Below are 12,494 nucleotides of genomic sequence, written 5' to 3'. Positions count from 1 at the left end.
CATGCCAGATCGCATCCTCCCCGCCCCGTTGGTTGACCTCGCCGAGCGAGTCATCATCGCCAATCGCCGCGCTGGCCGCACCATCGCTGTTGCGGAAAGCTGCACCGGCGGCCTTGTGTCCGCTGCTCTCACCGAAATCGCCGGGTCTTCGGAGGTCTTTGAAGCAGGATTCATCACCTATTCCAATGACATGAAGAATGAGCTGCTGAAGGTTTCTCAGGATGTATTGGAAACCTTCGGGGCCGTTTCCATCGCCACCGCTTGGGCAATGGCGCAGGGCGCTCTCACCAAAAGCCACGCCAATGTAGCCGTTGCCATCACGGGCATCGCTGGTCCCGGCGGCGGATCAGAACAAAAACCGGTGGGCACTGTCGTTTTCGCCCGCGCTGAACGAGGCGGCAACCCGGACAAGGTCGTCGCTGATATGCGACATTTCGAAGATAGCGGCCGGGGCGGCGTGCGCCTTCAGGCGGCGCTTTGCGCGCTTGAGCTTCTGTTGCCCGAGTCGCCGTAAAGTTCAGCCGCACGGGTTTCGAAAGCCCCGATCATCTTGCGCAGGGCCTTGTCGAACATTTGCCCGGCGATCATCTCGAACAGCCGATTCTTGAACTCAAATTCGACCTCGAAATCGACAAGGACGCCACCCTTCCCGTCATTGCGGAACCGCCACTGGTTGTGCAGGTGCTTGAGCGGGCCTTCCAGATAATCCACGCGCACGAAATCAGGCCGGTGCTTGTGCACGCGCGACGTAAAGCTTTCCTTGATGCCTTTGAAGCCGACGATCATGTCAGCGACCATCTCCGAATCACTGTCCTGACGAACGCGTATCGCGCTGATCCACGGCAGGAATTCAGGATAGGACGCCACATTCGAAACAAGGTCGAACATCTGGTCAGGCGTGTAGGGAAGTGGCCTTGTTTCGTGATGCTTCGGCATGTTTTCAGCGCGCTGCCCGTGCCAACTGAGCTTCACGCGCCGCCCGCATCTCGGCGAAGTCCTTACCCGCATGATAGCTGGAACGGGTCAACGGGCTCGATGCGACCTGCAAAAATCCCTTGGCGCGCGCGATCCCCGCATAGGCATTGAACGCCGCAGGCGTCACGAACTCCATCACCTTCGCATGTTTGGGCGTGGGTTGCAGATATTGCCCCATGGTCAGGAAATCGATGTCGGCTGAGCGCATGTCGTCCATCACCTGATGGACCTCCAGGCGCTCTTCACCCAGGCCCAGCATGATCCCCGACTTGGTGAAGATCGACGGGTCCAGCTTCTTCACTGTCTCCAGCAACCGCAGCGACGCATAGTAGCGGGCACCGGGGCGAATCGTCGGATACAGGCGGGGCACCGTCTCAAGGTTGTGATTATAGACGTCCGGCCGCGCAGCCACGATCATCTCGACTGCGCGTTCATGCTTGTTCCGGAAGTCCGGGGTCAAAATCTCGATCGTCGTATCCGGAGTTGTCCGCCGCAACGCTTCGATCACCTTCACGAACTGCGAAGCGCCGCCATCGGGCAGATCATCGCGATCGACGGAGGTGATGACAATATGCTCCAGCCCCATTTCCGCGCAGGCGTCGGCCAGGTTCTGCGGCTCGTTCGGATCAACCTTGCGCGGCATGCCGGTCTTGACGTTGCAGAAGGCGCAGGCCCGCGTGCACACGTCGCCCAGGATCATCACGGTCGCATGCTTTTTGGTCCAGCATTCCCCGATATTCGGGCAAGCCGCTTCTTCGCAGACCGTGGCCAGCCCCTTTTCCCGCATCAGCTTCCGGGTTTCGTTATAGCCCGGACTCGTCGGCGCCTTCACCCTGATCCAATCGGGCTTGCGCGCACGTTGCGGAGTGGCTTGCACAGGTAGCGGAGCGGTGTCTGTCATGCGCCATCAAATAGCGATGCATGCCCACTCTTGCCAGCCCCCAGATTGTTGGGCAGAGACTTGGGCATGACCGACTTTTCCGACATGCTCGAAGGCTATCGCCGCTTCCGCAACACCGGCTGGACTCAACAGCGTGGCCGATGGGATGAATTGAGCGAAGGGCAGAGCCCTCGCGTCATGGTCATCGCCTGCTCCGACAGCCGAGTCGATCCGGCGCAGATCTTCGACACCAGCCCCGGCGAAATATTCGTGGTCCGCAATGTGGCCGCGCTCGTGCCCCCCTTTGAAACCAATCCGGGCCATCATGGCGTTTCGGCCGCGCTGGAGTTCGCCGTGCAAGTTCTCAAGGTCGGCGAAATCGTCGTCATGGGCCACGGCAAGTGCGGCGGCTGCAAGGCGGCTCTCAGTCAGGAACTGAAGGATGCCCCTCCCGGAGAAGGTGGCTTTATCCATAACTGGATCGACATGCTTGATGGCGCACGGGAAAAAGTCGTCGAACGCTTCGGCGATGATCACGGCCGCGATGCGCATCGCGCCATGGAGCAGGAAGGGGTCAAGGTCAGCCTTGCCAACCTGCGTACCTTCCCCTGCGTGCGCACCAAGGAACGCAATGGCGAATTGAAGTTGGTTGGCGCCTTCTTCGCGATCGCAGACGGGCAGCTTCATCTGCTGGATGAAGCGACCGGAGAATTCCATCCGGCGGCGCTGGAATCGGCCTGATGCCCTCGGCGATCCCCAGCGGCAATGTCGCCCTGTTGATCGACGCTGACAACGCTTCCGCCGACCATTTCGACCCGGTATTGACCGTTCTCGCAGAGCTTGGAACCGTCAACATCCGCCGCGCCTATGGCAATTGGAGCAAGCCTTCGCTGAAGGGCTGGGCGCGGCAGGCCGTGACGCAGGCCATCGAAACGCAGCAGCAATTCGACCTCACCAAGGGGAAGAATGCCACCGACATGAAGATGACGATCGACGCCATGGACCTGATGGCGGGCGGCCGGGTCACGGGCTTCGGCCTCATGTCGAGCGACAGCGATTTCACGCCCTTGGTAACGCGTATCCGTCAGGAAGGGATCGACGTCTATGGCTTCGGTTCGGACAAGACTCCCGAGGGCTTCCGTCGGGCCTGCACCCGCTTCATCGACGTAGCCGCGCTAGCCCGCTCTCTGGCGGCATCGGCGTCCGAAGCGATGCCGGAACCGACGCCGCTCGACGTCTCGACCAAAGCCGCCGCGCCAGCCAGGAATGAATACAAGAAGGTGGATGATGAAGTCATCCGCCTCCTGATAGAAGCCTATGATGCCGCCAAGCGCGATGAGAAAGGCTTCGCCGCGCTGGGGCCGGTCGGCCAACGTGTCGGCAACCGATCCAGCTTCGATGTGCGCAATTACGGTTTCAAGCGTCTGTCGGATCTGGTGCAGGCGATTCCCAATTTCATCACGGAAACGCGGGCAGACGGCCAAACCTGGATCAAACGGGTTCACTGACGATGGTCGTCGCCCGGCATCTCATGATCCTTGGTCGGGTGCAGGGGGTGTTTTACCGCAACTGGGCAAAACAGACGGCCACCGGGTTGGGCTTGGCCGGATGGGTCCGCAATCGGCTGGACGGCAGCGTTGAAGCGGTGATTGAAGGCGCCAATGAAGCCGTAGAACGGTTCACGGCCTTGGCGGCTGAAGGCCCGCCAGCGGCTCAAGTGTCGCGCGTCGAAGCGGCCGACATGCCTGTCGAAGGCTTGAGGTCTTTCGAGAAGAAGCCGACCTGTTAGGGCCAATCTATCTCATCTCAAACCGTTCGCCCTGAGCTTGTCGAAGGGCTCTACTTCCTTTTAAAGCGCGACCCTTTCGGCTGTCTGCAACAAACGTTCAGGTGAGCTGGCCTCGCTTTCCAAATGTGAACCGATTGAGTGACCCAAACAAATTCAAGGAGCCATTCACTCGCCCCTCGACCAAAAAAATGGCCGACCCCAGCGGGCCGGCCTGAAAGTTTTAGGAGAGGATGCCTGAAAGGCCTCTCCGATATGTGGTTCACACCGTCATTGTGCAAGTGCGAAGGGCGAAGATATCGTTGCTGTAATTGCAATCATCCTCACCCAACGCGCCGCACAAACTTCCGTCAGCGCGTGAGTTTCTTGTAAGCCAGGCTGGTCGGCCGGTCGGCGGCATCACCCAGCCTCCGCCGCTTGTCTTCTTCATACATTTCGAAGTTGCCCTCGAACCACTCGACATGGCTGTTGCCTTCGAAAGCAAGAATGTGCGTGGCAAGGCGATCGAGGAAGAAGCGATCGTGGCTGATCACCACGGCGCAACCCGCGAAGTTTTCGATCGCCTCTTCCAGCGCAGCCAGCGTTTCGACGTCAAGGTCGTTGGTCGGTTCGTCGAGCAGCAGCACGTTGCCGCCCTTCTTCAGCATCTTGGCCATATGCACGCGATTGCGCTCACCGCCAGACAGCTTGCCGACATTCTTCTGCTGGTCCTGCCCCTTGAAGTTGAAGGCGCCGACATAGGCCCGCGTCGACATGTCGTGGCCATTGACCTTCACATAATCGAGGCCGTCCGACACTTCTTCCCAGACGTTCTTTGATGGGTCCAGATGATCACGGCTTTGGTCGACATAGCCCAGGCGGACGGTCGAACCGATGTCGACCTCACCCAAATCCGGCGTCTCCTGACCAGTGAGGATGCGGAACAGCGTGGACTTACCCGCGCCGTTCGGCCCGATCACGCCAACGATGCCGCCGGGCGGCAGAGTGAAGGACAGGTCCTCGAACAGCAGCTTGTCGCCATAGGCTTTCGAGATATTCTTCGCCTCGATGACCTTGCCACCCAGTCGTTCGGGCACCTGGATAACGATCTGCGCCTTGCCGGGGGTACGGCTTTCCTGGCTTGCGACCAGCTGTTCGAACTTGGCGATACGCGCTTTGGACTTGGTCTGGCGCCCCTTGGGACCCTGCCGGATCCACTCCAGCTCGTCCTTGATCGCCTTCTGGCGGCCCGATTCCTCGCGCGATTCCTGCTCCAGACGCTTCGACTTCTTTTCGAGATAGGTCGAATAATTGCCTTCGTACGGGAAGTATTTCCCGCGATCGAGCTCCAGAATCCAACCCACGACATTGTCGAGGAAGTAGCGATCGTGGGTGATCATCAGCACCGCACCCGCATATTCCTTGAGGTGGTTTTCCAGCCACTCCACGCTCTCCGCGTCGAGGTGGTTGGTCGGTTCGTCCAGCAGCAGGATGTCCGGCTTCTGGATCAGCAGGCGGGTCAGCGCGATCCGGCGCTTTTCACCGCCCGACAGGCTTTCCACCGACCAGTCGGATGGCGGGCAGCGCAGGGCCTCCATCGCGATCTCCAGCTGATTGTCGAGCGTCCAGCCATCGACCGCGTCGATTTGCTCCTGCAACTCGCCCATCTCGGCCATCAGCGCGTCGAAGTCTGCGTCTTCCGGCGGATCGGCCATGATCATGCTGATCTCATTGAACCGGTCGAGCTTGTCCGCGACTTCCCGCGCGCCGTCCTTCACATTCTCAAGCACATTTTTGGCGGGGTCAAGCTGCGGCTCCTGCGCCAGATACCCCACGGTGATGTTTTCGCCCGGCCATGCCTCACCGCTATAATCAGTGTCGATGCCCGCCATGATCTTGATCAACGTCGATTTACCGACGCCGTTGGGACCGACGATGCCGATCTTGGCACCGCGATAAAATTGCAGGTTGATACCGTTCAGCACCGGCTTTGGCGCGCCGGGGAAGGTCTTGGTCATGTTCTTCATGACGAAGGCGTATTGCGAGGAGGCGGACATGGCTTGAAGACGCTCCGAAGGACGAATGAGGTAAAATCGCGCCGGAGTTAGCGAAGCCCGGCGCCATTGGCAAATGCGGGATGGCTGGCTAAGCCTTCACCCATGCAGAAAATCCGATCGGGCACCTTCGCCGCGCTCCTTCTCGGCAGCATCGCCTCCCCCCTTCCCCTCGCCGCCGCGCCTGCGGATACGACGGCGATTCGAGAGGCGGCGTTGCAGGACAACATAGCCTGGGACTTCACCGAAGGGCTGACGACGGAAGTCGGCCCCCGCCCCGCCGGAACGCCTCAGGAAGCGCGCGCCCGCGCATGGGCCGTGGCGAAACTCAAGGCGCTGGGCTTCTCCAATGTGCGATCCGAACCCTATAAAATGCCAGTCTGGGTCCGCGGCCATGACGAGGCTCGCATCCTCTCCCCCTTCCCGCAAAATCTGGCCTTGGCGGCGCTGGGAAATAGCGCCTCCACTTCCGCCAACGGCATCGAAAGCGAAGTCATATATTTCCCCACCCTTTCCGACCTGCAAGCAGCACCCGACGGCAGTCTGAAAGGCAAGATCGCCTTCGTCAGCCACGCCATGGCGGCAACGCAGGATGGCAGTTCCTACAGCCATTTCGGCGCCACACGCCGCCAAGGGCCAAGCGTTGCATCGAAAAAGGGCGCAGCCGCCATCTTGATAAGGTCGATCGGCACGGACAATCATCGCCTGCCCCATAGCGGCGTCCAGATGTGGGCTGATGGTGTGAAGCCGATCCCCGCAGCCGCGCTCAGCACCGTGGACGCAGACCAACTGACGCGCATCCTCTCCCGAGGGCAGTCGGTTCGCCTGCGCCTCACCCTCACGTCCAAAATGCTCAAGGATCAGCCGTCGGGCAATGTCATCGCCGAACTGCCGGGCACGGACCCGACGGCCGGGATCATCCTTGCCGCCTGTCATATCGACAGCTGGGATCAGGGCACCGGAGCGATAGACGACGCCTCTGGGTGCGGGATCATCACCGCCGCTGCGCTTCATGCCGCAAAGGCTGGCCCGCTCCGTCGAACGATCCGCATATTGATGGCGGGGGCAGAGGAAGTGGGCGGCGACGGCGGCCGCGCCTATTTCACGGCACATGGCGGAGAACGACACGCCGCGGCCATGGAGTCCGACTTCGGCGCCGACCGGGTCTGGCGCGTCGATTTCAAACTACCCGCAGGGCATGAGGCGCTTTCGGATCGAATTGCCAGCACCCTCTCTCCGCTCGGGATCGCGCCCAGTCGTCTGGCGGCAGGCGGCGGATCGGACATTGAACCGCTGGTCAAGGCAGGCGTACCCGTCGTTGATTTGCAGCAGGACGGCACTCGCTATTTCGACATTCACCACACCGCCGACGACACGTTAGACAAGGTCAACCGCGCTCAGTTGCAACAAAATGTCAGCGCCTGGGCGGTTACGCTTTTTGCAATCGCCGATGCGGCAGAATCGCTGGCGGTTAAGTGAACTTCTGTAGTAGACAACACTCCGTCGCGTGATTCCGTCGCTTCACCGACGCAGAAAAGCATTGATTTGTGCAGCGCACACGTTAATGCGGGTCGCTCGCGTCGGGCGTGTTATAAATATGCCGACGCGGCAATATGCTATGGGAGCCGTACACAATGAAGAAGATCGCTGTTGTTTTCGCTTCGGCCGGCCTGATGGCCCTCGCCGCTTGCGGTGAGAAGCCGGCCAACGAGACCGCGAACGCTTCGAACGCTGTCGTCGAAAACGTTGTTGAGAACGCTGCTAACGCAGCCGACAACGCTGCGAATGCCGCTAACGCTGCTGACAACGCCGCGAACGCTGCTTCGAACGCTGCAAACGCCGAATAATCTTCGCGTCAGCAAGATTTTTAAGAGGGCGGGCCGTCTAACGGTCCGCCCTTTTTCTATGTGCGGTATGTGAGTGACTACCTGACATGGGAAGCTCAAGGCGCAATCGGATGATGAAGCAAGTGTACTAAAGCTTGCAAAGTAATTGGGGTGAGCGTCGGCGTGATTTCCGCCAATATCAAACGCTCGCCTGCTTTTTTCCAGCCTTGCGGTAGCCTATGATAGCCATCCAAGGGGGAAATACATGGCGCTCTTCGAATGGATCGGTTTTTCGGGCCTGTACAACATTATCAAGGATGTCCGACAGGCGGTCAGCAAACGGCATGACAGAGCCGCTGCGGAACACTTTGAGGCGCAGAAAAAATGGCGGTCTGTCGTGGAGGAGATCGTTGGGAACACCTTCAAAAATGACCTACGCTCGGATTGTATCATCCGAGATGTTCGCCGCCGTAAGCAGTATCCAACCACCACCGATAGTAAGGGAGTTAGTGCTTGGTTCCGGGTGGGCCTTGTGGGGACGTATCATGCCGGGATCGAGGTAGCCCTGTCCGTACATTCGCTTGTTCGAGAGGCTTCAGAGGACTCGTGGCGACTTTGTGGTCTTGAGGAACGGTGCGAAGGTGCGCTGAACGCTTACCTCATCGGTTACATCCCTTGGGAAAATGTCCAGCACATCGACCCTGATGGGGACGAATATTATTCATACCCGCACATTTTTTGCCGGTTCCAGCCGGGCGGCCAACCATACGAGAAATTGGTTTTCTGCGAACGGAGGCAACTTTTCCCTAACAGCTTGCCATATTTTAGCGAGGTTGAAGCCATTGAACGGGTAAAACTCACCAGCCAAAAGTTCGGGACCGCGAGTATGATGTGGAACGCATGACTGCCTTCAGAGCATCCCGCCGCGTCCCGCATAAGGTGTCGATCGTCCGCAGCCACGTATGCCCATCCAACAAAGCTGCCTACAGGGCCCCTTTTGGATTTAAGGCATCGGAAAAATTGATTTTCCGAAAGTGGTCGGGGAGACAGGATTCGAACCTGCGACCCTCTGCTCCCAAAGCAGATGCGCTACCAGGCTGCGCTACTCCCCGACGTAAGGCGCCTTAGCGGCGAATAACGCGTCCCGTCAATCGGCCATCACCGGAACAACAGCCACAATATGATAATCACCGGTATCGGAATGCCGATCAGCCACAGCAATATGCCCTTGCCCATGATCATTCGCCTCCATCCATCTGCCCCAAGGCTGAAATGGATGAGTGGGTGCCGATGTTCCGGCCGCGTTTGGACCTGCATAGAGGGAAAGAAGATATTGGTGGGCCCGGCAGGACTCGAACCCGCAACCTAGCCGTTATGAGCGGCCAGCTCTAACCGTTGAGCTACAGGCCCCACCTGCCCGACCGGATAAGCAGCATCACGCCGCTTGGCAAGCCTGTCTCGGCACGGGCACTGCTGCCAATAATTGATCCAGCGACGCAGTCCCGATATTACGCCGCGCAAGGTGATCCAGAACCGTGTCCCACCACCGGTAAAAGGCCGCCTGATCTGCCGCATCGCGGACATAGGGCGTATGGCCCGGCTCCAGCGTCGGCGAATGAAAGCTGAAGTTCAGCACTGCCGCGCCTTCTTCGATCAGAGCGTCGATCGCCCTTATCGCGTCACGCACCGGCACGCCTTCCGGCGTCAAGGGAATGCGGCTGAACATGCCCGTTCTCGCCAATCCCGATGCCAGGGGGCTGACATTCCGCAAATGCTCATAAAGCCGATCGCCCCCACGCCGCAGCAGGCCGGTGAAGGCGGTCGAAAGCGGCAGTTCCACAAGCGATCGTTCCGGCCCGGCCCAATAGGGATTGATCGGCAGGCCGCGAAAATCGGGTCCATGCTGGCCGCTATAGTCAAACCGGCTTCGCACAGAGCTATCCAGACGAAATCCAGCCTGCTCCAACAATCGCGCACTATTATGGCCCACGCCATAACGCCCCGCCCGATAGGCGACGGGGCGTTGTCCGAAACGCTCGGCAATGCGCTGGCACAGCGCTTCCAGCTTGGCCCGTTCCAACGCTTCGGGAAGGAAACCGGCATAGCTGTTCGCCTCCGTCACCTCCTCCACATGCGGGGGATTGACCCAGGGATGCAGATGAGCGCCCACATCGGCGGCCCCGTCCGCGACCCATTGCGCCATCATGCCCGCGGCAGCATCGCTATCGATCACCGGATAATCGGCGACGTAGATCGGCTTCACCCCGGCCGCCTGAAAATAGGCTTGGCCACGCGCCATCCCGGCCAGCGCGGTCACGGCATGACCGTCACGGCTGAATGGCGCGTTCCAGTCAAACTCCTCCTCGGTATCGACGAACAGCATGAACCGCGTCCCGAAATCGGGTGATAGCGTGATCATGTCGTCCGGCATCGGAGCGCGCAGCAGGCTGCCGTCATGGGGCAAAGCGTTCATGCCCTTTCCCCTAGCCCCTCAATGGTTGCGATAGGGTTTCGCGCAGGGATCAGAGGCTCCCTGCAGCGTCCTCCGCCGATGTTATGGCGGGCATCGAAAGCAGGAAACGGTCAGCTTCGATCTGCAACGCGCCGCCGCATCCTGCCGCCAGGCTCCGGATCAGCCGCAGTGAAAAGCCAAGGCCCAGCAGCGGCCCGTCGGCCCAGTCGCCATCGGCGGTATAGCCCGGATCAAGCAGCCGCTCATCCTCCATCCCGTCCAGGCTCTCGGGCCTGTCCACCGCCAGCATCACGCAGCCATGCCCGCCATCCGGCTGGAACCAGCAGGCCCCGCTCAGTGCTTCGCCCGGCGCCGCAACAGAAACGACAGTCCGCATCAGATGCTGCACCATGCGTTCACCCTGCACCGGGTCGATCCGCACCATCGGCAGCGCCCGTGCCAGATTGATGTCGATCTGCGCGCCATTGCCTTCGCCCTGCTCGCGGAACCGGGCGGAAACCTGCGCGATCAGCAGCGCCGGATCGACAGCGCTCGGCGCCTCCGCCCCTTCACCTCGCGATACGCGCGCGGCCAGGTCAAGGTCATCGAACGCCGCCAGCAAATGCCGGGCGTCCAGCGCGATCTTTCCCGCCATCTCGCGATACTCCGGCCCACTCGGCCCGAACAGCTCTTGCTCGATTATATCGGCAAAGCCCAGAATGGCGTTCAAGGGCGTACGCAGCTCATGGACCAGCTGACGCAGCGAGTCCGCCGAAAGCCCTGCGACAGACACCGGCTCCGCCTGTGGTGGGGCGGCGACTTCATGCAGATAGGGGCGGCGCGCCTGACCGCGATAGCCTTGGAATCGCCCTGATCTTGGATCAAAAAATGGCGTCGCGGACAAGCGCCATTCCCCGGCCATCGCGCCGCCCACGACGGTATAGCGCCCATTCTGGAACCCGCTGCGCCGCATGAAGGCGCCTGCGACGCTGCCGTCGGGCCCGCTCGCGCCCACAACAGCCACCTCACCCAGCGATAGCCCGACCAGCGCCGCGCGCGGCCCCTGATCGACCCAGATGATCATGCCCGTGGCATCGGTCTCGAAAGCAAAGGCGTTAACGACCTCCGCCTGCCCGGTGTCAGCCCGCGGAACGACCACGTCGGGCACCCGCCGCGCACTGGTGAAGCGTTCGATCCGGTCCACAAGGTTCCGGATCTGATCATCGCCGACCGGAACGTCATCCGCCGCAACATCGGCAGGCTCCTCGACCGGCGCTTCCTCTACGTCCGCCGAGGGAGGCAACTGCTCGGCAGGCGCCATCATCGCGGGCGTCAGCAGCATGTCGTCCGCTTGTTCGCCCGGCTCCACCGCCAGATCGCTCGTCAGTACGAGGTCGGCCGCGCCGAACGCTTCCAACGCCTGCTGCGTCCCGGCACCCAGATCACGCCGCCCGCGCAGCACACCACGCGCAGTCGGAGTAAGGCGGGGCAGCAGGGCAATCCACGCGTCATCCGGCAGCCGCGCGCGCGACATCGCCGCCGCCGCGATCGCCGGACGATCATTAGCGAAAAACTCCACCAGCGCGGGCGAACGAAGGCGACCGCCCAGTTCGACCACCGTGGCGATCCGCTGCGTTTCCGACAATTGGGATTGTAGTGCCGCAAGCCGATCAAGCAGCGCGGCACGTTCCTCATCCGGCAAAGTGCCGCGATCCGCGCGATCATTCTGCGCAAGCAGGTCGACGCACTGACGCCACAGCGTCACCGCGCCCAGGCCGCTTCTATTCTCTGCGGCCAGAACCGTCTGCATCAGATCGTTGAAGCGCACTCTATTCCCCTTGAGGACTTCCAGCGATGCGCAGAACTTCACCGTGGAAGGAAATCATGCCGCAGGAATAAGCCTTCCCGCCGGTTAGGGAAAGGGGGCGGACGTGGCGATTTCGGATCGTCGCATAGTGGGACAATTGCATTGACCTGAAATATTATTATGATGTTGGGCACGAAATGAGAAAGGAAATAATCAGGCGAATGGCTGGCCCGAATATCGACGACATCGATCTGCACATCCTGGGCGAGCTGCAACAGGACGGCCGGATGACCAATGTGGAACTGGCTCGAAAGGTCGGATTGACCGCGCCGCCCTGCCTGCGCCGCGTCCGCGCGCTTGAGGAAAGTGGTGCGATCAATTCCTATCACGCCGTCGTCAACCCGGCCATGCTGGGCTACACCATCACCGTCTTCGCGATGGTCAGCCTGAAGAGCCAGGCGGAAGCCGACCTGAAAGCCTTTGAGGATCATGTCGCGACCCTGCCGGAGGTGCGCGAATGCTACATGCTCAATGGTGAGATCGACTTCATCCTGAAGGTCGTGGCGAAGGACCTCCAGAGCTTCCAGCAGTTTCTCACCTCGAAACTAACGCCCGCGCCAAATGTGGTGAGCGTCAAGACCTCTCTCACCATCCGCATGGCGAAGAACCTGCCGGGCGTCCCCCTGCCCCTTTGACCAGCAAAATGGCGGCGATCGCTCGCCGCCACTAGACCAG

12 protein-coding genes, 2 tRNA genes and 1 pseudogene are annotated in these 12,494 nt (G+C 60.7%); 8 read left to right on the top strand and 7 right to left on the bottom strand.

The genetic code is table 11. The annotated features are described in order from the left end of the window. Nucleotide 1 precedes the first annotated feature (1 nt). Complete coding sequence (locus tag ACWNC0_RS13820; protein ID WP_196226101.1) at nucleotides 2-514, top strand: CinA family protein; 513 nt, start codon at nucleotides 2-4, stop codon at nucleotides 512-514. Here ACWNC0_RS13820 and ACWNC0_RS13815 read toward each other — a convergent pair. Both ACWNC0_RS13815 and lipA read right to left on the bottom strand, forming a co-directional pair. After that, entirely contained in the window at nucleotides 466-936 is a 471-nt protein-coding gene (locus ACWNC0_RS13815) for a type II toxin-antitoxin system RatA family toxin (protein ID WP_449472314.1), read from the bottom strand. The two genes, ACWNC0_RS13820 and ACWNC0_RS13815, sit on opposite strands and share 49 nt — an antisense overlap. Nucleotides 937-940: 4 nt before the next feature. Then, nucleotides 941-1,898 (bottom strand): annotated as a pseudogene (gene lipA / locus ACWNC0_RS13810) (lipoyl synthase). A gap of 44 nt (nucleotides 1,899-1,942) precedes the next feature. On the opposite strand from lipA, the gene ACWNC0_RS13805 reads away from it, so the two are divergent. The 3 genes from ACWNC0_RS13805 to ACWNC0_RS13795 are packed head-to-tail and all read left to right on the top strand — an operon-like array spanning nucleotide 1,943 to nucleotide 3,644. Beyond that, complete coding sequence (locus tag ACWNC0_RS13805; protein WP_196226104.1) at nucleotides 1,943-2,596, top strand: carbonic anhydrase; 654 nt, start codon at nucleotides 1,943-1,945, stop codon at nucleotides 2,594-2,596. Beyond that, nucleotides 2,596-3,363 (top strand): NYN domain-containing protein, encoded by a 768-nt coding sequence (locus ACWNC0_RS13800; protein WP_449472312.1) that lies wholly within the window; start codon nucleotides 2,596-2,598, stop codon nucleotides 3,361-3,363. The genes ACWNC0_RS13805 and ACWNC0_RS13800 overlap by 1 nt, the downstream gene beginning before the upstream one ends. Nucleotides 3,364-3,365: 2 nt before the next feature. Next, the gene (locus ACWNC0_RS13795; protein ID WP_449472310.1) at nucleotides 3,366-3,644 is read left to right on the top strand and encodes an acylphosphatase; all 279 of its coding nucleotides are present in this window, start codon (nucleotides 3,366-3,368) and stop codon (nucleotides 3,642-3,644) included. Nucleotides 3,645-3,991: 347 nt separating this feature from the next. On the opposite strand, the gene ettA is transcribed toward ACWNC0_RS13795, so the two are convergent. Continuing rightward, nucleotides 3,992-5,677 carry an energy-dependent translational throttle protein EttA gene (gene ettA / locus ACWNC0_RS13790; RefSeq protein WP_449472309.1) on the bottom strand — a complete coding sequence of 562 codons (1,686 nt, stop codon included), beginning with the start codon at nucleotides 5,675-5,677 and terminating at the stop codon, nucleotides 3,992-3,994. A gap of 102 nt (nucleotides 5,678-5,779) precedes the next feature. On the opposite strand from ettA, the gene ACWNC0_RS13785 reads away from it, so the two are divergent. The 3 genes from ACWNC0_RS13785 to ACWNC0_RS13775 all read left to right on the top strand — a co-directional run bounded on the left by ACWNC0_RS13785 (nucleotide 5,780) and on the right by ACWNC0_RS13775 (nucleotide 8,404). After that, a complete protein-coding gene (locus ACWNC0_RS13785; protein WP_449472307.1) occupies nucleotides 5,780-7,153 on the top strand; it encodes a M28 family peptidase in 1,374 nt (457 codons plus the stop codon). A 155-nt stretch (nucleotides 7,154-7,308) separates the two neighbouring features. Continuing rightward, the gene (locus ACWNC0_RS13780) at nucleotides 7,309-7,521 is read left to right on the top strand and encodes a hypothetical protein (RefSeq protein WP_066523849.1); all 213 of its coding nucleotides are present in this window, start codon (nucleotides 7,309-7,311) and stop codon (nucleotides 7,519-7,521) included. A gap of 244 nt (nucleotides 7,522-7,765) precedes the next feature. Next, nucleotides 7,766-8,404 (top strand): hypothetical protein, encoded by a 639-nt coding sequence (locus ACWNC0_RS13775; RefSeq protein ID WP_449472305.1) that lies wholly within the window; start codon nucleotides 7,766-7,768, stop codon nucleotides 8,402-8,404. Between the two features lie 131 nt (nucleotides 8,405-8,535). Here the strand turns inward: ACWNC0_RS13775 and ACWNC0_RS13770 are convergent. The 4 genes from ACWNC0_RS13770 to ACWNC0_RS13755 all read right to left on the bottom strand — a co-directional run bounded on the left by ACWNC0_RS13770 (nucleotide 8,536) and on the right by ACWNC0_RS13755 (nucleotide 11,780). Further along, nucleotides 8,536-8,612, bottom strand: a tRNA-Pro gene (locus ACWNC0_RS13770). A gap of 222 nt (nucleotides 8,613-8,834) precedes the next feature. Beyond that, nucleotides 8,835-8,910, bottom strand: a tRNA-Ile gene (locus ACWNC0_RS13765). 25 nt (nucleotides 8,911-8,935) lie between these two features. Then, nucleotides 8,936-9,973 carry a polysaccharide deacetylase family protein gene (locus tag ACWNC0_RS13760; protein ID WP_449472303.1) on the bottom strand — a complete coding sequence of 346 codons (1,038 nt, stop codon included), beginning with the start codon at nucleotides 9,971-9,973 and terminating at the stop codon, nucleotides 8,936-8,938. Between the two features lie 49 nt (nucleotides 9,974-10,022). Beyond that, a complete protein-coding gene (locus tag ACWNC0_RS13755) occupies nucleotides 10,023-11,780 on the bottom strand; it encodes a sensor histidine kinase (RefSeq protein WP_449472301.1) in 1,758 nt (585 codons plus the stop codon). A gap of 200 nt (nucleotides 11,781-11,980) precedes the next feature. Here ACWNC0_RS13755 and ACWNC0_RS13750 point away from each other — a divergent pair, with 200 nt between their 5' ends. Then, the gene (locus tag ACWNC0_RS13750; protein WP_449472300.1) at nucleotides 11,981-12,454 is read left to right on the top strand and encodes an Lrp/AsnC family transcriptional regulator; all 474 of its coding nucleotides are present in this window, start codon (nucleotides 11,981-11,983) and stop codon (nucleotides 12,452-12,454) included. The last annotated feature ends 40 nt before the right edge of the window (nucleotides 12,455-12,494 follow it).

The organism is Sphingobium chungangianum, assembly GCF_977014255.1.
Note: the sequence above shows the minus strand (reverse complement) of the source record. Positions and strands in the feature narration are given on the sequence as shown.

Coding starts and splice junctions, on each gene's coding strand:
- ACWNC0_RS13820 (WP_196226101.1), top strand. CDS start 2: ATGCCAGATCGCATCCTCCCCGCCCCGTTGGTTGACCTCGCCGAGCGA.
- ACWNC0_RS13815 (WP_449472314.1), bottom strand. CDS start 936: ATGCCGAAGCATCACGAAACAAGGCCACTTCCCTACACGCCTGACCAG.
- ACWNC0_RS13805 (WP_196226104.1), top strand. CDS start 1,943: ATGACCGACTTTTCCGACATGCTCGAAGGCTATCGCCGCTTCCGCAAC.
- ACWNC0_RS13800 (WP_449472312.1), top strand. CDS start 2,596: ATGCCCTCGGCGATCCCCAGCGGCAATGTCGCCCTGTTGATCGACGCT.
- ACWNC0_RS13795 (WP_449472310.1), top strand. CDS start 3,366: ATGGTCGTCGCCCGGCATCTCATGATCCTTGGTCGGGTGCAGGGGGTG.
- ettA (WP_449472309.1), bottom strand. CDS start 5,677: ATGTCCGCCTCCTCGCAATACGCCTTCGTCATGAAGAACATGACCAAG.
- ACWNC0_RS13785 (WP_449472307.1), top strand. CDS start 5,780: ATGCAGAAAATCCGATCGGGCACCTTCGCCGCGCTCCTTCTCGGCAGC.
- ACWNC0_RS13780 (WP_066523849.1), top strand. CDS start 7,309: ATGAAGAAGATCGCTGTTGTTTTCGCTTCGGCCGGCCTGATGGCCCTC.
- ACWNC0_RS13775 (WP_449472305.1), top strand. CDS start 7,766: ATGGCGCTCTTCGAATGGATCGGTTTTTCGGGCCTGTACAACATTATC.
- ACWNC0_RS13760 (WP_449472303.1), bottom strand. CDS start 9,973: ATGAACGCTTTGCCCCATGACGGCAGCCTGCTGCGCGCTCCGATGCCG.
- ACWNC0_RS13750 (WP_449472300.1), top strand. CDS start 11,981: ATGGCTGGCCCGAATATCGACGACATCGATCTGCACATCCTGGGCGAG.